Genomic DNA, 18361 nt, shown 5'->3' with positions numbered 1-18361 from the left:
GTGCTGCCGAAAAGGTAAAAAAGTATTATCGATTTCTCTTCAGCCTGCGTTTTGCAAGGACTCACACATGCGTAATAACCAGCCCATCACCCAGCGTGAATTCGTCTTCGACGATCGCGCCACGCTGATGTCGACCACCGATCTCAACAGCCACATCACCTACGCCAACGACGCCTTTATTGAGGTCAGCGGATTCACCCCGGAAGAGGTCAACGGCCAGCCACACAACATGGTGCGTCATCCGGATATGCCGCCGGAAGCGTTCGCCGATATGTGGAGCACGCTGAAGCAGGGCGAACCCTGGACCGCGCTGGTCAAGAACCGGCGCAAGAATGGCGATCACTACTGGGTGCGCGCCAATGCCATTCCGGTGGTGCGCGAGGGCAAGCTGCAGGGCTATATGTCGGTACGCACCAAACCGTCGGCGGAGGAGGTCCGTCAGTGCGAGACGCTGTACCGTGATTTTCGTGAAGGGCGTGCCAAAGGGCGTCGCTTCCATAAAGGGCTGATTGTTGGCAGCGGCTGGCGGCGACTGACTTCAGTGCTGAAAACGCTGCCGCTGCGCTGGCGCATCCGCAGCACGCTGATCGCGCTGCTGCCGTTGTCGATACTGGGCGTCTGGCTGCTGGGCATGGCACCCCTGGCGATCGGCTGCTTCAGCGGCGGCATGGCCGGGCTGCTGCTGCTGGCCAGCCTGTGGCTGGAGCAGCAGATCTCGCGCCCGATGGAGCGCATGTGCCGTCAGGCGCTGAGCGTGGCCACCGGCGCCAGCCACAAAGTCGAGCACATAGATCGGGTGGATGAGATCGGCATGACGCAGCGCGCTATCGGCCAGCTGGGCCTGATGTTCCGCTGGCTGGTGGATGACGTCAGCGGCCAGGCGATCAACGTCCTGAGCGCCAGCGACGCCATCGCGCGCAGCAATGATGAACTGAGCCGTCGCACCGAGCAGGCGGCGGCGAACGTGCAGCAAACGGCGGCGACCATGAACGAAATGACCGCCACGGTCAAAAGCAATACGGAAACCGCCAGCGAAGTGAATACGCTGTCGGCCAGCACCAGCGCAGCGGCCATCAAAGGCGGTGAAGTGATGCAGGAGATGGTCGGCATGATGGCGGAAATTGCCGATAGCTCGAAGCGTATCGCCAACATCACCAGCGTGATTGACGGCATCGCTTTCCAGACCAATATTCTGGCGCTGAACGCGGCGGTGGAAGCGGCACGTGCCGGTGAGCAGGGCAAAGGCTTTGCGGTGGTGGCGGGCGAGGTGCGCAGTCTGGCACAGCGCAGCGCCAAAGCCGCCAGCGAGATCAAAAACCTGGTGGAAACCAGCGCCGGCCGCGTGCAGTCGGGCAGCGATCACGCCGATGCGGCCGGCCACACGATGCAGGCGATTGTCGATCAGGTGCAGAATGTCACCGCCCTGATCGCGCAAATCAGCGCGGCGACGGCCGAACAATCCATCGCGCTGAGCGAAGTCAGTAGCGCGGTGGAGGATCTCGACGACATCACCCATCAGAACGCGGCGCGCGTGGCAGAAGGCGCAGAAGCTTCCGGCCGAATGGCGCATCAGGCCAACCGGCTGGTTGAAGCGATCAGCGTGTTTCGCTAAGTTTCACGACGCTTCACGTCCGGCGCGCAGTGCGCCGGGCGGTGTGCCGACAATGCGTTTGAAGGCGCGACTGAAGGCGGCCAGTGAACCGTAACCGAGGTGGAACGCCACGCTCTCCACCGCTTCGCCATCGTTAACTATGCGCTCCACCGCCAGACGCATGCGCAGTTCGGTAAGGTAGCGCAGCGGCGTCATGCCGGTGGCGTTTTGAAAGCGCGCGGCAAACACCGAACGTGAACTGCCGGATTCGCGCGCCAGCCGCTCCACCGTCCAGTTTTCGCCGGGCGCGCGGTGCATGGCCGCCATCGCCAGGCTGAGGCGCGGATCGCGCAGGGCCTGCACCAGCCCGCTACCCTGGCCACAGCCATTCTCCACCCAGCCCCGCACAATTTGCGCCGCCACCACATCGGCCAGCCGCGACAAAATGCCGGCAAAGCCCGCTTTGCGCTGACGCGTTTCACGCTCCATGGCATCCAGAATCGGCTGGATCTCCGGGTATTGCGCCAGCAGCGTGCTGACCAGCATCACGTCCGGCATGGTGTGCACCAGCGGCTGCATGCCGCCCAGCTCAAACGCCATGCAGGCGCTGAATAAAATCACATCGCTGTCGTCCGGGCAGGCATCCGCGTCCGGCGCATCGTTGATGGCGCACACGCTGTCGCAGATGGGTTTGCTGTTAAAGGTAGCGATCGGCACGCACACCGCATCTTCGCCGGAGATCAGCGCGTGCGGCTTACCGTGCGGAATCAGCAACGCATCGCCCGCCTGCAGCGGATAGACGGTGCCGGAAGCGGAGCGAATCAGCAGCGAGCCGCGGCCAACAAAATGCAGCTGTGCCTTGCCCGGCGCGTCATCATATTGCAGGCCAAACGGTGCATGCAGCGCGATGCGCTGATATTTGACGCCGTACAGGCGCATGCCCATCAGCAGTTCGCTGGTCAAATCTTCATAGCGGCTCATACAATCCAGACGAATTATCAAAAAACAAAGTTTCTGTATCATAGATCGTCTTGCGTCGTCTCTCTATGCTTACAGCCTGATATTTTGTGATGGGGATCGCAGATGAGTCTGGATACTGAAGTAGTGGAAACAAGCATTGCGGTAGAGAAACCTGCATGGGGCGCGGTGTTCGCCATGGCGTTTGGCGTCTTCGGCCTGATCACCGCAGAATTTCTGCCGGTGAGCTTGCTGACACCAATTGCCGACTCGCTGCGCGTCAGCGAAGGGCAGGCGGGCCAGACGGTCACGGTTACCGCGCTGGTGGCGCTGCTGACCAGCCTGGTAATTGGTAACGTCACGCGCCGCCTCGACCGCCGCCTGGTGATGCTGGCGTTCACGTTACTGCTCATCGCCTCGGCGCTGCTGGTGGCGTTTGCCGAAAATCTGCCGATGATTTTACTGGCGCGCGTGCTGCTCGGCATGGCGATTGGCGGCTTCTGGACGCTGTCGACCGCTATTACCATGCGGCTGGTGCCCGCCGCTCAGGTGCCGCGCGCGCTGTCGATTGTGTTCAGCGGTATTTCGCTGGCCACCATCATTGCCGCGCCGCTGGGCAGCTATCTTGGCGGGTTGATTGGCTGGCGTAATATCTTCCTGCTGACCGGTGTTTTGGGCGTGCTGGCGCTGTTCTGGCAGTTCTTCACCCTGCCGTCGATGCCGCCTGAGAACAAAGCGCGCAGCGGCGGCGTGCTGGACCTGCTGCGTCAGAGCGTGATGCGCTGGGGCATGCTGGCGGTGATCATGATGTTTACCGGCCATTTCGCCTTCTTTACCTATCTGCGCCCGTTCCTGGAAACCAGCGCGCAGCTGAATGTGAATCAGCTGTCGCTGGTGCTGCTGGCGTTCGGCGTGGCGAACTTCTTCGGCACCTCGCTGGCCGCGTGGCTGGTGACGCGCAGCGTGTCGCTGACGCTGACCGGCATGGCGCTGGTGATGAGCGTGACGGCGGTGCTGCTGGTGAGCTTTGGCCACGTCTCCTGGCTGGTGGCGAGCGGCGTCGCGCTGTGGGGGCTGGCGTTTGGTTCAATGCCGACTGGCTGGTCAACCTGGCTGTCGCGCGCGGTGCCGGACGACGCCGAATCGGGCGGCGGACTGCTGGTGGCAACTATTCAGCTGGCGATCACCGCCGGTGCGGCAGCCGGTGGCTGGATGTTCGATCTGCAGGGTGCAGGCGGCGTATTCCTCGCCAGCGGCGTGCTGATGCTGCTGGCCGCCATCACCATCTTTACCCGCGTGCGGCATCACGGTTAAATCCGTTTACCGCCATCCGGCGCGCCGCGACTCGCTTCAGGGGGGTCGCGGCGCCGCTTTTGCCGCCGATGCCTAGTCTCACCAATCGCAGCAATAAATCCTGCCTTTTATTCAAACCGTGGTTTTTTAACCCTTTGCGCACAGGTTGCGCTAAATGTGCTTTTTATAGTCAAAATATTCGAATGACTTAGGCAAATCTCTGCGCTTTTTTTTGATCGGTTGCCGGCCTACTATATCTCACATCAAGGCGATGTCGCCTTATTCAATCAAACATCATTAAGGAAATGACCATGAAAACTATCAAAACTTTTGCTGCTGTTATTGCTCTCTCTGTTCTGCCATTTGCCAGCTTCGCGCAAAGCGTGACCGCTACCGCCTCTACGCTTGACGGTGCTGAAGCGCAAATCGCTGCTAAAGCCCAGGAACTTGGTGCTTCCTACAAAGTGACTGAAGCCAACTTCAACAACGGCGTTCACATGACCGCAGAACTGACCCAATAAGTTTGCCTTACCCTCTGTGCTGACAGGGTGCCTTCGGGTGCCCTGGCGGCGTTGCTAACGCCATAAAATCCTGTCCCTTTTCCGCATAAATGATTATTATTCGCAAAAACTAACATCCTTATCGGCTCGCCTCGGGCTGAATTTCCTATTGGTTGCAATGTCGGGCTTTCATTTCACTGCCGCACGGCGGTGGTTTTGCTATGGAGAAGTTATGAAAGCGAATAAAACAATGCAGTGGGCGCTGCGTCCGCTACTGGTGGCCACGGCGCTGCTGTCCTGCAGCGCGCTGCAGGCGGCGGAAACGCAGCCGCTCAATCAGCCGATCGCCAAAGGCGCCTACGAACTGGCCTTCAGCAACAGCGACAACGCGCTGTTCCTCGCCACGGCGCAAAACGCCGGCAACCCGCAGGGCGGTACCGTTTACCGTCTCGATCCGCAGAATCTGGCGGTGAAACAAACCATCAGCACTGAGCTGAAGACCTTTGGTGCCGCCATCAATCAGCACACCAACGTGCTGTACTTCGGTAACACGGTCAACGGTGCGCTGACGGCAGTGGATGCCAGCAGCGGTAAGGTGATCAACACGCTGGTGCTGGATGGCCGCAAGCGCGGTGACACGGTTCGTCCGCTGCAGCCGCGTGAACTGGTCGCGGATGCGCTAACCAATCGCGTGTACATCACCGGTCTCGGCGCGCAAAGCGTGGTGTGGGTGGTGGACGGCAAAACACTCCAGCTCATCAGCACTATCCCGAATACCGGCAAAATGGGCACCGGGCTGGCACTGGATGCCGCCGCGCAGAAACTGTATGTCACCAATGCCGATGGCGAGCTGGTCACCATCAATACCCGCCTGAACGCGATTGAAAAGCGCCAGAAAATTGACGGTGATAAAGAGCACTTTTTCCTGAACATTGCGCTGGATAGCAAAGGCCACCGCGCTTTCCTCAGCGATGCGAAGCAGCCGCAGGTGCTGGTGCTGGATACCCGGACACAGCAGGTGATTCAGCGTATTGAGGTACCGGAATCGCTGGCGGTGCTGTTCAATGCTGACCGTGACGAGTTTTATGTCACGCACCGTAAAGCCGGTGAGATCAGCATCATCGATGCCAGCAGCTATAAAGTGAAACGCACGGTGAAAGCGCCGGGCCTGCCGAACAGCCTGGCGCTCTCCGCCGATGGCAACACGCTGTTCGTCAGCATCAAGCAGCCGGGCTCACGCAAGGAACCGCCAAAAAACCCGGACAGCGTGTTACGCATCGCGCTGTAGGGCGTAATTATCCGAAACTCAGGGGCGACGTGTGTCGCCCTTTGCATTTCCGGCTTTGATCCCCCCTTTCCCGCCCGGCTTACGCTACCTTTAGGACGACAACACCTAAGGGGAGAGTGCAATGAGCCAGTTTTTTATGCATGAAAAAAACGATCTGGTGAACGAAGCGATCGAAGGCGTGTTACTCAGCACACCGTGGCACAACCTGACCCGTCTCGATCTGGGCGATGAGATTCGCGTGGTGGTGCGTTCGGACTGGGATAAAAGCAAAGTCGCACTGATTTCCGGCGGTGGCTCCGGCCACGAACCGGCGCACGCGGGCTTTGTCGGCAAAGGGATGCTGACCGCTGCGGTGTGCGGCGATATCTTCGCCTCGCCGAGCGTTGATGCGGTGCTGAACGCCATTGTTAACGTCACCGGTGAGGCGGGCTGTCTGCTGATTGTGAAAAATTACACCGGTGACCGGCTCAACTTTGGCCTCGCAGCGGAAAAGGCGAAAAATCTTGGTTACAAGGTGGAGCTGGTGATGGTGCAGGACGATATCGCGCTGCCGGAAAATCCACAGCCGCGCGGCATTGCCGGCACCGTGCTGGTGCACAAAATCGCCGGCTTTGCCGCGGAGCAGGGGCACTCGCTCGACGAGGTCAAAACCCTGGCGCAGCGCACCATCGACGCCACGTCCTCCATCGGCCTGGCGTTTGCCACCTGTCACATTCCGGGTGAAAAGCGCGACGATCGCGTGGCAGCTGGTCATAGCGAGCTGGGGATGGGCATTCACGGTGAGCCGGGCGTGATCACGCTCGATACGCAAAACAGCCGCAAAATTACCAGCATCATGACCGATCAGCTGGCGCAGGCGCTGCCCGACGGCAAACAGGCGCTGTTGATGATCAACAATCTCGGCGGCTTTTCCCAGCTGGAGCTGGCGCTGCTCACGCGCGAGGTACTGCAGTCGCCGCTGGCGGCACGCATCACCCATTTAATTGGCCCGGCAACGCTGGTCAGCGCGCTGGATATGAAAGGGTTTTCGCTGACGCTGCTGGCGCTGGAAGAGGCGTTTTTCGAGGCGCTGCATGCGCCGGTGCAGGTGCTGGGCTGGACGCCGATGTACGACTTTGCGCCCATCAGCCTGCAGCGCGCTGAACGCATCGGCAGCGTGCTGGATTTCGATCCTTCTGATAACGCTGAAGTGGCGCAGGTGGTTGAGCGCGTGACGCAGACGCTGATCGATCTGGAGAGCGAGCTGAATGCGCTGGACGCCAAAGTCGGCGACGGTGATACCGGCTCGACCTTTGCCGCCGGCGCGAAGAAAATCCAGCGCGGCCTGCGTGAACAGCAGCTACCGCTGGATGAGTTGCCTACGCTGCTGGCGCTGGTAGGCGAACAGCTGGCGACGGTGATGGGCGGATCGAGCGGCGTGCTGATGTCGATTCTGTTTACTTCGGCCGGACAGCAGCTGGAGGAGGGCAGCATGCTGCCGCAGGCGCTGATGCACGGGCTGGAACGGATGAAGCACTACGGCGGCGCGCAGCCGGGACATCGCACCCTGGTGGATGCGCTACAGCCGGCACTGGAGGCGTTAGCGGCCGGAGAGTCGCTGGCTGCGGCGGCGGCCGCTGCGCAACAGGGTGCCGACGCGACGGCGCAGATGCAGAGTGCGAAGGCGGGCCGTTCGGCTTATCTCAATCAGCAGAGTCTGGATGGCGTGAAGGATCCCGGCGCGTACGCCATCGAGAGGGTGTTTGCGGTGCTGGCGGGCTGAGGATGGGACGGATGGGTGCGGGGTTTGCCCTCACCCTAACCCTCTCCCGCAGGCGGGAGAGGGGACTGTCCGGAGTGATGCCGGAGTACAGCGCGGTTCTGCACCCGGTCCTCACCCTAACCCTCTCCCGCGGGCGGGAGAGGGGACTGTCCGGAGCGATGTCGGAGTACAGCGCGGTTCTGCACCCGGCCCTCACCCTAACCCTCTCCCGCAGGCGGGAGAGGGGACTGTCCGGAGCGATGTCGAAGTACAGCGCGCGCTCCTGCCGCCGAGCTTTTTCCGCTTACTCCGAGGCTTCGCGCAGCATCTCGTCGTGCGGAATATCCTGCAGAATCTGCTCGAAGCTGCGCAGACGTTTGTAGATCGACATCAGCGTAATCAGCGTGGACCACGAGGTGATCAGATACTGGAAGGAGGAGCGCACTTGATCGAACACGTTGGTGATCTGGTTAAGTAGCCCCAGCGTGATGGTGCCCGCAACAATCGAAGGGAACAGCACGAACAGCCCGAACACATTGTCCACCTGCAGATAGAGAATGCGCGTGATGTTGAAATAGAGATAGTGGAAATAGAGGCGGAAATAGTTGTGACGCACGCGGCTGAACAGCTCCTGCACCGTAGGCGGCGCGGCGCGCTGCGGATCGTCCTCGCCGTACACCAGTTCTTTACGGTACGCGGCTTCCACCCGCTGATTGCGGAACTCCAGCCCCGGCAGTTTAATCCCCACCAGCGCCAGCAGCGCGGTACCAAACAGCGACCACAGCAGCGCGGCGATCACCAGCGCATAAGGGATATTGCCGAGGATCGGCACTTCTTTCACGTGATGCGATAGCGTCACCAGCACCGGCAGAAACGCCACCAGCGTCATGATGGCCTGAATAAAGCTGATGCCCCAATCCTGCAGCGTGCTGGCGAAGCGCATGGTGTCTTCCTGCACACGCTGTGCGGCCCCTTCCACCAGGCGCAGGCGCTGCCAGTTATGCATGTAATAGTTGTTCATCGCGGTACGCCAGCGGAACACCCAATGGCTGACGAAAAACGAGTTCATCACGCCGATCACCACCGCGATCAGCGCAATGCCGAGAAATGCCAGCACCTGCACATAGAACTGATGGATGGCCACCGAGCCGGCTTTGGTCAGCGCCTGCTGAATCATGTCGTAGAACGGACCATACCAGGCGTTAACGCCGACGCCAACCTGCACGCCAAACCAGGTGACAAAGATAATCAGTAACGATCCCCATACCGACCAGCGCTGCCACGGATGGTTGTCGATGATGCGCCACACCAGCGCAAAGGCGCCGCCCATGATCCAGTAGTAGGCATAAAACCACAGCTGGCTGGCGTGGATAAAGCGGCTGGCGTTGGTCGGCAGCGGCTGCTGCATCGCCGCCTGCAAAGCGGGAAAGCGCGCCGGAAAATCATTGAAAAAGCCAAACCAGGCAAAAATGGCAATCAGGCTCCAAATCGCGGCCGAGCTGAAAAACAGCGCCGGCCGCGGAAAATAGGACTTAAACATAGGCACTCCGCTGTTGTGTGTACTCTTTATACCGCTTCCGGCATTTATTTGTCTGTTGTCGGTTGTATCCGACGATGACAGCATCGCCGCATTTATGTAAAGCGGCAGAGTTAGTTGTTAAGTTTTTTGTGCTCATTTGTTTCGGGAAGCTAAATTATTAACGGCGATGGTGTTACACTACGTCAACTGTTACCGGTAACAGTCTTGCTGTATCCCTTAAAACGCCAATAAAAATCATTACAACGCAACTACTTAACTTTCATGCCGCATTATATGCGGTAATGAGGCAATGTCATGTCAGAAGAAAAAAAGGGTCACACTCGCCGGGATTTCCTGCTGAGAACCATCACCCTGGCGCCGGCAATGGCGGTAGGCAGTACGGCGATGGGCGCACTGGTCGCGCCAATGGCCGCCGGTGCGGCAGCGTCGTCGGCAGCTGCGCCGCAGCAGGCGCGCGAGTATCAGCCGGTGTGGTTTACCGCCGAAGAGTTTGCCTTCATCAAAGCCGCCGTGGCGCGCCTGATCCCCAACGATGAACGTGGTCCTGGCGCGCTGGAAGCTGGCGTACCGGAGTTTATCGATCGCCAGATGAATACGCCGTATGCCACCGGCAGCAACTGGTATATGCAGGGACCGTTCAATCCGGATCTGCCAAAAGAACTCGGCTATCAGCTGCCACTGGTGCCGCAGCAGATCTACCGTCTCGGCCTGGCCGATGCCGATGGCTGGAGCAAACAGCAGCACGGCAAGGTATTTGCTGAGCTGACGCTCACGCAGCAGGACGCGCTGCTGAGCGCCTTCGAAAACGGCAGCGCGCAATTCCCGCAGGTGCCGGCCAAAACCTTCTTCGCCTTTCTGTTGCAAAACACCCGCGAGGGCTACTTCAGCGATCCGATCCACGGCGGCAATCAGGGCATGGTGGGCTGGAAGCTGATCGGCTTCCCTGGCGCACGCGCCGACTTTATGGATTGGGTAGAGCGCGGCGAACGTTATCCGTTCCCGTCAGTTGATATTCGCGGCGAGAGGGCGTAACCGTGGCAAATGCGTTAAAAAAAGTGGATGTGGCGATCGTCGGTTTTGGCTGGGCCGGGGCGATCATGGCGAAAGAGCTGACCGAGGCCGGTCTGCATGTGGTGGCGCTGGAGCGCGGGCCGCATCGCGATACCTATCCGGATGGATCCTATCCACAGTCGATTGATGAACTGACTTATAACATCCGCAAAAAGCTGTTCCAGGATCTGTCAAAAAGCACCGTAACTATCCGTCACGATGCCTCACAAACCGCCGTACCGTATCGTCAGCTGGCGGCATTCCTGCCGGGCACCGGCACCGGCGGCGCCGGCCTGCACTGGTCGGGCGTGCACTTCCGCGTCGACCCGGTCGAGCTGAACCTGCGCAGTCACTACGAGCAGCGTTACGGCAAAAACTTTATCCCGGAAGGCATGACCATTCAGGATTTCGGCGTCAGCTATGACGAACTGGAACCGTTCTTCGATCAGGCGGAAAAAGTGTTCGGTACCTCCGGCAGCGCCTGGTCAATCAAGGGCAAAGTGGTGGGCCAAGAGAAAGGCGGCAACCCGTATGCGCCGGATCGCTCCAGCGACTTCCCGCTGCCCGCGCAGAAGCGCACCTGGTCGGCCCAGCTGTTTGCCCAGGCGGCGGAATCGGTCGGTTATCACCCTTACGATATGCCGTCGGCCAACACCTCCGGTCCTTACACCAATACCTACGGCGCGCAGATGGGCCCGTGCAACTTCTGCGGCTTCTGCAGCGGCTACGCCTGCTACATGTACTCCAAAGCGTCGCCGAACGTTAACATTCTGCCCGCGCTGCGCCAGGAGCCGAAGTTTGAGCTGCGTAACAACGCGTATGTGCTGCGCGTCAACCTGACCGACGATAAAAAACGCGCGACCGGCGTCACCTATCTGGACGGTCAGGGACGTGAAGTGGAGCAGCCGGCGGATCTGGTGATCCTCTCCGCCTTCCAGTTCCACAACGTGCACCTGATGCTGCTGTCCGGCATCGGCAAGCCGTACAACCCCATCAGCAACGAGGGTGTGGTCGGCCGTAACTTTGCCTACCAGAACATCTCCACGCTGAAGGCGCTGTTTGATAAAAACACCACCACCAATCCGTTTATCGGTGCCGGTGGCGCGGGCGTGGCGGTGGATGATTACAACGCCGATAACTTTGACCATGGTCCGTACGGCTTTGTCGGCGGTTCACCGTTCTGGGTCAACCAGGCGGGCACCAAGCCGATCTCCGGCCTGCCGACGCCAACAGGCACGCCGAACTGGGGCAGCCAGTGGAAAGCGGCGGTGGCGGATACCTATAACCATCACGTGTCGATGGATGCGCACGGCGCGCACCAGTCGTATCGCGCTAACTACCTCGATCTCGATCCCAACTACAAAGATGCTTACGGCCAGCCGCTGCTGCGTATGACCTTTGACTGGCAGGACAACGACATCAAAATGGCGCAGTTCATGATCGGCAAGATGCGCAAAATCACCGAAGCGATGAATCCGAAGATGATCATTGGCGGCGCGAAAGGGCCGGGTGCCCATTTCGATACCACCGTGTACCAGACCACACACATGAGCGGCGGCGCCATCATGGGCGAAGATCCTAAAACCAGCGCGGTGAACCGCTATCTGCAAAGCTGGGATGTGCCGAACGTATTTGTCGCCGGCGCTTCTGCCTTCCCGCAGGGACTGGGCTACAACCCGACCGGCATGGTGGCGGCCCTGAGCTACTGGTCCGCCAAAGCGATTCGTGAACAGTATCTGAAGAACCCCGGCCCGCTGGTACAGGCATAAGGAACATGGCGATGATCAAAAGTTTAACAGCCCTGTTGCTGGGCACCCTGTCGTTCGCTGCGCTGGCGGAGGATACCGCTGCCGATGCGCTGGTGCAGCGCGGTGAGTATCTGGCGCGCGCCGGTGACTGCGTCGCCTGCCACAGCACCGCAGGCGGTAAACCGTTTGCCGGCGGCCTGGCGATGGCGACGCCGATTGGCACCATCTACTCCACCAATATCACGCCGGATAAGGCAACCGGCATTGGTGACTACAGCTATGACGACTTCCAGAAAGCGGTGCGTCATGGCGTGGCGAAGAATGGCGACACGCTCTATCCGGCGATGCCCTATCCGTCTTATGCGGTGGTCAGCGATGACGACATGAAGGCGCTGTATGCCTACTTCATGCACGGCGTGGCACCGGTGGCGCAGGCTAACAAAGAGAGCGACATTCCGTGGCCGCTGTCGATGCGCTGGCCGCTGGCGATCTGGCGCGGCCTGTTTGCGCCAGATGTGAAGGCGTTCCAGCCGGCCGCGCAGGAAGATCCGGCGCTGGCACGCGGTCGCTATCTGGTGGAAGGGCTGGGCCACTGCGGTGCCTGCCACACGCCGCGCAGCTTCACCATGCAGGAGAAAGCGCTGAATAACGGTCAGGGCAATGATTATCTTGCCGGTAGCAGCGCGCCGATTGACGGCTGGACCGCCAGCAACCTGCGCGGTGACAACCGCGATGGCCTGGGGCGCTGGAGCGAAGCGGATCTGCAGCAGTTCCTGCGCTATGGCCGTAACGATCACACGGCGGCGTTTGGTGGCATGACCGAGGTAGTGCAGCACAGCCTGCAGTATCTCAGCGATGCGGATATCAGCGCGATTGCCCGTTACCTGAAATCGCTCGGCGCGAAAGATCCGTCTCAGGCGGTGTTCCGTGAGGATGACGCAGTGGCCCGGGCGCTGTGGAAAGGTGACGACAGCCAGCCGGGTGCCGGCGTGTATGTCGACAGCTGTGCGGCGTGTCATAAAACCGACGGCAGCGGCTATCAACGCTTCTATCCGGCACTGCGCGGTAATCCGGTGGTGATGGCAGAGGATCCGACGTCGCTGATTCACATCGTACTGGTAGGCGGCACGCTGCCGGGCGTGAAAGGCGCACCGACCGCGATCACTATGCCGGCGTTTGGCTGGCGTCTGAACGACAGCCAGGTGGCTGATGTGGTGAACTTTATCCGCAGCAGCTGGGGCAACGGCGTGCAGACCAAAGTCACGGCGAAACAGGTGGCGAAACTGCGCCAGGATGACAGCGTGCAGCTAAAACAGGGCAGCGCGGATATCCGGGTGCTGGAAAAGCAGTAAGCCTGTCTTAAGCATTTCCTTCAGGTCATGGCGCGGTTCATGGCCTGAAGGGTGCGAAAAATCCCACTAAAATTCATTATCTTAGATTTTCCTTTCAGACGTTTCTTGTAAGAGATTTCTCCCCCACGTTTAAAAATCCCTGCCGCTTATTAAGCGTTACTTTAACGATATTAACTCTGGCGAAAAGGATGACCATATGTCTGTAGGCTATTACGACCCGACCAAACCGGGGCAGGAGAACTACGTCAATTCACCTTATCAATACTGGAAAGGGGTGGTTGAAGATAAGAGCGTCAGCTATATCGAATTTGCCATTAACGGCCAGCTGTTTACTACGCAGGTAAACGCGGACGGCAGCTGGGAGTATCAGTTGCCGCTGCGGTTGGAAGAGGGGAGCCACAATCTCACCATCCGCTTTTTCGACCGGGCCGGCAACGCCGGGATTCCGTTCCAGACGCGGCTGGAAGTCGATCTCAGCCCGCCCGATATGCCGGCAATTATGCGCGTACTGGATGATTTCGGACCGGTGCAGGGCCCGGTTGGCAACAAAGGCTTCACCGATGATAAAACGCCAGCCATTTCCGGTTATGCCGAGCCGGACAGCATTGTCCGCCTGTACAGCAACGGCGTGCTGGTTGGCAGCGTGCAGGCGGCGAAAAACGGCCAGTGGACCATTACGCCGGAACTGAGTGACGGTGAACAGCGCCTGTACGTCACCGCCACCGATAAATTCGGCCAGGTCAGTTTTGATTCCCCGGTCTATACGCTTTACGTCAATTCGCCGCGCATCGATAAGCCGCAGCTGCTGGAAGTCTATGATAATGAAGGGGTGAACACCGGTGTGATCAAAGCCGGTAGCGAAAGCGACGATCGCAGCCCGCGCCTGAGCGGCAACGCGCCGCTGGACGCAGAAAACGTCATCATCTTCGTCAACGGGGTACGCGTCGGCGTGGCACCGGTGATTGACGGGCAGTGGCGCTGGGAGAGCAACGTTGATCTGCTGGGCTACGGTGAAAACACCATTACTACCCGCGCGCAAAATAACCGTGGTGAGTTGAGCGATGCGAGCGAGCCGTTTACCTATACGGTGGTGCCCACCGCGCCGGTGAAGATTGAGTATGCGCTGGATAATTTTGGCACGGCACAGGGCAAACTGGAAAACGGCGCGCTGACCGATGACTTCACCCCCACGCTCAAAGGCACGGCGGAAGCCAACAGTATCGTCTACGTGTATGCCACACGCGAAAACGGCAGCTGGTGGCTGAAAGGCAGCACCCAGGCGGATGCCTTTGGCCACTGGCAGGTGGAAATCGCCCGACTGGATGGCGGGGCCGGCCCGTATCACTTCCAGGCCAGTAACAGCCCGACGCGCGATCCCGCTGCGCCGCTGTTCGACCTGTATGTGTCAGACAACGGCACCCGCCTGAAGCCCACCATCAACACGGCGCACGATAATGTCGGGCCCGAGCAGGGCAAATTAATCAACGGTGCCACCACCGATGACATGGCGCCGACGCTGCAGGGCAAAGCCGAAGCCAACAGCATGGTGTATATCCATGCGCGGCATATTGATGGCCACTGGGTAGTGTTAGGCAGCGTTAAGGCCGATGCCTGGGGCAACTGGATAACGGAAGTGCGTGCGCTGCGCGGGGGATACGGCACTTATGAGTTTCAGGCTGCCAAAACTTTTGATCGCGACACCAGCGCCGAGGTGTTCAGTCTCAACATGGTGCCGGAAAAACCCGGTATCGTTTCTGCCTGGGATAATTTTGGCGCGCAGACCGGCGTGCTGCATCAGGGCGATGTCACTGATGACCTGACGCCAACGCTGAAAGGCCATGCTGCAGCGAACAGCGTGGTTTATATCTATGCCCGTCACGTGAACGGGGTATGGGTGACGCTCGGCAGCACCGTTGCGGATGCTCATGGTCACTGGCAAAGCGAAGTGCGCGCGTTACGCGGCGGCTTTGGCAAATATGAGTTCCAGGTCTCAGACAGCCCGGTGCGTGACGCCGCCGCCGACGTTTTCGACCTGACGATTATCTCCGGCAAGACGGAGATTATTTCTGCGTGGGATGATAACGGACCAAAGCAGGGCCAGCTGAAAAGCGGTGATATCACCGATGATATGACGCCAACCCTGAAAGGCACGTCTGCACCCAATAAGGTGGTGTATATCTTCGGCTGCCATATTGAGGGCCACTGGGTATTAATGGACTCGGTCACAGCGGATGCTACGGGTAACTGGAGCTATCAGTCTTACGATCGCTCACCGTGGAAAGGACTGACGCAATTTCAGGTCAGTGATAGCGCCATTCGTGATGTGAATGCGCCAACCTTTCTGCTGGAGATCAATGTCGATCCGCCGAAGGTCGATCACAAGGGGTTATTGTGGAATTTCAACGACGGTACCCAGCAGGGCTGGATCGCCAGCGGTCTGTATCACAAAAATGACAACATCGGGGTTAAGCGCTGGAGCGGAGGCAATTCCTCTTATGAGTTGGGTTCCATGACCAACGGTTCAAACACCAACGGGTTCAAAGGAGAAGTGGTTTATCGCTATATTCAGGTCGAAGCGGGTAAAACCTACCAGTTCGATTTTGATGGCTACCGTATTCCTGGCGGTAGCCTGAAACCAAAAATCGGTCTGGACGTTAATGGACAGAAAGTAATTCCTAATATGGGGCTGGATGCTGCCTGGAATCATTTCAGCGGACTGTATACCGCCAGCAAAACAGAGGTGGTTCGCGTGGCGGTAACCAATGAGGTTAATAACGGTAACGGCAACGATTTCGCTATCGATAACATCGGGGTTAAAGAAATCAGCCGGGTTCGTGGACAACCTGATCTGGTGAAAGACGCTAACGGCCATCCGCGCTATATCGACTTCAAAACCGGGGTCAGTTATACCATCGACGACAGTCTGAAGATGACGCTGATTAAAGGACCGAATATCGGCGGCGAGCAAAAAACGCTGAAGCATGGCGAAATCATTGTTGGCCGTGGCGGCCAGATGAAGCTGGATTTCGACGGCGTGGCGGAGAAAGTGGTGCTGAAATCGGATTATGTGCACAGCAAAGGCAATTACATCGATTTCTATGACACGCAAGGTAAATTGCTGCACAGCTATGAGCTGAAGGCGCACCCTGGCACCCTGCGAAGCGACATTGTCGAGTACCACGCCCCGGCCGGTAAGCTGATCGGTTCAGCCGTGGTGCGCGTCAATCCGGCAGAAGTGGATTCGGTGAACAATCCGGGCGGCGTGCGCATCAGTGACGTTGAATGGGGCATGCATGACGATCATGTCGGTATCACTACCTTTGATGTTCCTGCCGTCATCACCCTGGGCGATGAATTCGCCGTTTCCCTGAGCGATGTGCTGGCGCAGGGCAAGCAGGGCAGCACCATCGATATGACGGGTCACGGCAAAAACGTCCTGAGCGTAGCGGTTGACGATATCCTGCAGGTTGGAAGTCAGGATCTGTTCGTGAAAGACGGCAAAACCCAGCTGCTGTTCAAAGGCGATGCGCAGGACGTGGTAAAACTGGATGACATCCTCGGCGACGGCGGTGACGTGGGCGATTGGGTGAAACAGCAGGGCAGCACCACGGTGGCTGGCGTGAAGTATCAGGTTTACAGCCACAGCGGCGTCGATGCCGACGTGCTGATCCAGGAAGGGGTGAAAACCGAACTGGTGTAAATCTGGCGGGGGCGGAAACGCCCCCAAAAGTTTGCACCAGGACGTAGCGGCGCAATTTATCGCGCGATGAATCGTGCCGCTCCAAAGGGTGCGCATTGCCGGGCTGAACCGGCCGCCGCCCACCCTGCGCCCATCCGGTTTAAATGTTCTCCAGATCCAGTCCCCGCGTCTTCGGCCCGTAAATCCCGACCGACAGCATCACCATCAGCATGCTCAGCACGATAAACACGATCACCCCCTGACTGCCGGCATACTGCAGAATCAGGCCAATCAGAATACTGCTGAAAGCGGTCGACAGCCGACTGAATGAATAGCAGAAGCCAACGGCGCGCGCACGAATGTGCGTCGGGAAGATCTCAGTCTGATAAGCGTGATAGCTGAAGGTGAGCCAGGCGTTGCTGTAGGTGATCAGGAAACCGCACACCACCATCAGCAGCGGGTTGCTGGTCAGCGCGAACAGCGTGCCGAACACCACCGTCATCAGCGATGAAAAAACGATCTGCCATTTGTTTTCCAGCCGGTCGGCGTAGCGGCTGCAGATCAGCGAGCCGAGCGGATAGGCCAGCGTGATGAAAAAGGCGTACAGCAGGCTGTGGGTGACGGTGGCCCCCTTGCCGGACAGCAGCGCCGGCAGCCAGTTACCGAAGCCGAAGAAGCCAATCGCCTGGAAGAAGTTCATCACCACCAGCATCAGCGTACGCTGGCGATAAGCCGGTGCCCAGATTTCGCTAAAGCGCCCTTTTTTCGGCAGCTGTGTCGCCGCATCACGCTGAGAGAAATCGTCTCCCGGCGCGATGCCGCAGCGTTTTTCCATCTCGCTCAGCACCCGGTGCGCGTCCTGATGCCGCCCCTGCTGCGCCAGCCAGCGCGCCGACTCCGGCAGATTTTTCCGGATAAACCAGATCACCAGCGAGCACAGCGCACCGGCGATCACGACCCAGCGCCAGCCTTCGAGGCCGAGCAGGGTTTGCGGTACCAGCCACCATGACATCAGCGCTACCGTCGGCACCGACAGGAACTGAATGAAAAAAGAGAAGGCAAACGCGCGGCTGCGCAGATGGGCCGGCACCCACTCCGACAGATAGGTATCAATGGTCACCAGCTCGACGCCCAGACCGATTCCGACCAGGAAGCGGCACAGAATAATCATCTCCGCGCTGTGCTGGAACGCCATCAGCAGTGAGAACGCACCGTACCACGCCAGCGCGCACATAAAGGTCAGGCGACGGCCGAAGCGGTCGGCATAGGGCGTCAGCAGGCTGGCACCGACAAACAGGCCGAGAAAGGTCGCCGAGGCGAACGCCGCCTGATCGGCGATACCAAACACGCCCGCGGCGCCGGTGTGGAACACGCCTGCGGCGACCAGCCCGGCGCTGATGTAGCCGGTTTCAAACAGATCGTACAGCTCGAAGAAGCCGCCGAGCGCCAGCAGCGTAATAAAGCGCCACAGCCCGGCGGAAGAGGGCAGGGCGTCGATGCGCCCGGCCAGCGTCTGGCGTTCGGTCGCGATGCGATCGGTCGCCACCCCTGTCGAATAGGTGGTTGTCATTATGATTGTTACCTCGGTGTTTGCAGGATCCGCCCGGTGGTGGTTTGTCAGA

The 18361-nt window shown here is 59.3% G+C and carries 12 protein-coding genes; 9 read left to right on the top strand and 3 right to left on the bottom strand.

What is annotated here, in order from left to right:
- Positions 1-67: 67 nt before the first annotated feature.
- Positions 68-1612, top strand: a complete 1545-nt coding sequence (locus AC6I8F_RS17475; protein ID WP_166712238.1) for a methyl-accepting chemotaxis protein — start codon at positions 68-70, stop codon at positions 1610-1612.
- Positions 1613-1615: 3 nt separating this feature from the next.
- Here AC6I8F_RS17475 and AC6I8F_RS17470 read toward each other — a convergent pair whose 3' ends face one another.
- Positions 1616-2572, bottom strand: a complete 957-nt coding sequence (locus tag AC6I8F_RS17470) for an AraC family transcriptional regulator (RefSeq protein ID WP_021507815.1) — start codon at positions 2570-2572, stop codon at positions 1616-1618.
- Positions 2573-2674: 102 nt separating this feature from the next.
- Between AC6I8F_RS17470 and AC6I8F_RS17465 the strand changes: the two genes are divergently transcribed.
- The 4 genes from AC6I8F_RS17465 to AC6I8F_RS17450 all read left to right on the top strand — a co-directional run bounded on the left by AC6I8F_RS17465 (position 2675) and on the right by AC6I8F_RS17450 (position 7391).
- Positions 2675-3862 carry an MFS transporter gene (locus tag AC6I8F_RS17465; protein WP_498028291.1) on the top strand — a complete coding sequence of 396 codons (1188 nt, stop codon included), beginning with the start codon at positions 2675-2677 and terminating at the stop codon, positions 3860-3862.
- A gap of 290 nt (positions 3863-4152) precedes the next feature.
- Positions 4153-4362, top strand: coding sequence for a YdgH/BhsA/McbA family protein (locus tag AC6I8F_RS17460; protein ID WP_058757538.1), 210 nt, complete (start codon positions 4153-4155; stop codon positions 4360-4362).
- Between the two features lie 211 nt (positions 4363-4573).
- The gene (gene yncE / locus AC6I8F_RS17455; RefSeq protein ID WP_104093920.1) at positions 4574-5629 is read left to right on the top strand and encodes a 7-bladed beta-propeller protein YncE; all 1056 of its coding nucleotides are present in this window, start codon (positions 4574-4576) and stop codon (positions 5627-5629) included.
- Between the two features lie 121 nt (positions 5630-5750).
- Positions 5751-7391: a dihydroxyacetone kinase subunit DhaK gene (locus tag AC6I8F_RS17450; RefSeq protein ID WP_498028290.1), complete on the top strand. Its 1641-nt coding sequence runs from the start codon at positions 5751-5753 to the stop codon at positions 7389-7391.
- A 283-nt stretch (positions 7392-7674) separates the two neighbouring features.
- Here the strand turns inward: AC6I8F_RS17450 and sbmA are convergent, their stop codons facing one another.
- The gene (gene sbmA / locus AC6I8F_RS17445) at positions 7675-8910 is read right to left on the bottom strand and encodes a peptide antibiotic transporter SbmA (protein ID WP_104093922.1); all 1236 of its coding nucleotides are present in this window, start codon (positions 8908-8910) and stop codon (positions 7675-7677) included.
- A gap of 294 nt (positions 8911-9204) precedes the next feature.
- On the opposite strand from sbmA, the gene AC6I8F_RS17440 reads away from it, so the two are divergent.
- The 4 genes from AC6I8F_RS17440 to AC6I8F_RS17425 all read left to right on the top strand — a co-directional run bounded on the left by AC6I8F_RS17440 (position 9205) and on the right by AC6I8F_RS17425 (position 16760).
- Complete coding sequence (locus AC6I8F_RS17440; RefSeq protein WP_498028289.1) at positions 9205-9942, top strand: gluconate 2-dehydrogenase subunit 3 family protein; 738 nt, start codon at positions 9205-9207, stop codon at positions 9940-9942.
- 2 nt (positions 9943-9944) lie between these two features.
- The gene (locus AC6I8F_RS17435) at positions 9945-11729 is read left to right on the top strand and encodes a GMC family oxidoreductase (protein WP_498028288.1); all 1785 of its coding nucleotides are present in this window, start codon (positions 9945-9947) and stop codon (positions 11727-11729) included.
- An 11-nt stretch (positions 11730-11740) separates the two neighbouring features.
- On the top strand, positions 11741-13060 hold the full coding sequence (locus AC6I8F_RS17430) for a c-type cytochrome (RefSeq protein ID WP_498028287.1): 1320 nt from the start codon (positions 11741-11743) through the stop codon (positions 13058-13060).
- Positions 13061-13256: 196 nt separating this feature from the next.
- A complete protein-coding gene (locus tag AC6I8F_RS17425) occupies positions 13257-16760 on the top strand; it encodes an Ig-like domain-containing protein (RefSeq protein WP_498028286.1) in 3504 nt (1167 codons plus the stop codon).
- A gap of 139 nt (positions 16761-16899) precedes the next feature.
- Here the strand turns inward: AC6I8F_RS17425 and AC6I8F_RS17420 are convergent, their stop codons facing one another.
- Entirely contained in the window at positions 16900-18309 is a 1410-nt protein-coding gene (locus AC6I8F_RS17420) for an MFS transporter (protein ID WP_058770039.1), read from the bottom strand.
- Between the last annotated feature and the right edge of the window lie 52 nt (positions 18310-18361).

Source organism: gamma proteobacterium symbiont of Axiagastus rosmarus, from assembly GCF_059730925.1.
This window is presented reverse-complemented; position numbering and strand designations above follow the sequence as displayed.

Excerpts from the sequence above, each read along its gene's own strand:
- AC6I8F_RS17470 (WP_021507815.1), bottom strand. The coding sequence starts at position 2,572 with ATGAGCCGCTATGAAGATTTGACCAGCGAACTGCTGATGGGCATGCGC.
- AC6I8F_RS17420 (WP_058770039.1), bottom strand. The coding sequence starts at position 18,309 with ATGACAACCACCTATTCGACAGGGGTGGCGACCGATCGCATCGCGACC.
- AC6I8F_RS17440 (WP_498028289.1), top strand. The coding sequence starts at position 9,205 with ATGTCAGAAGAAAAAAAGGGTCACACTCGCCGGGATTTCCTGCTGAGA.
- yncE (WP_104093920.1), top strand. The coding sequence starts at position 4,574 with ATGAAAGCGAATAAAACAATGCAGTGGGCGCTGCGTCCGCTACTGGTG.
- AC6I8F_RS17475 (WP_166712238.1), top strand. The coding sequence starts at position 68 with ATGCGTAATAACCAGCCCATCACCCAGCGTGAATTCGTCTTCGACGAT.
- AC6I8F_RS17425 (WP_498028286.1), top strand. The coding sequence starts at position 13,257 with ATGTCTGTAGGCTATTACGACCCGACCAAACCGGGGCAGGAGAACTAC.
- AC6I8F_RS17465 (WP_498028291.1), top strand. The coding sequence starts at position 2,675 with ATGAGTCTGGATACTGAAGTAGTGGAAACAAGCATTGCGGTAGAGAAA.
- AC6I8F_RS17430 (WP_498028287.1), top strand. The coding sequence starts at position 11,741 with ATGATCAAAAGTTTAACAGCCCTGTTGCTGGGCACCCTGTCGTTCGCT.
- AC6I8F_RS17450 (WP_498028290.1), top strand. The coding sequence starts at position 5,751 with ATGAGCCAGTTTTTTATGCATGAAAAAAACGATCTGGTGAACGAAGCG.
- AC6I8F_RS17460 (WP_058757538.1), top strand. The coding sequence starts at position 4,153 with ATGAAAACTATCAAAACTTTTGCTGCTGTTATTGCTCTCTCTGTTCTG.
- sbmA (WP_104093922.1), bottom strand. The coding sequence starts at position 8,910 with ATGTTTAAGTCCTATTTTCCGCGGCCGGCGCTGTTTTTCAGCTCGGCC.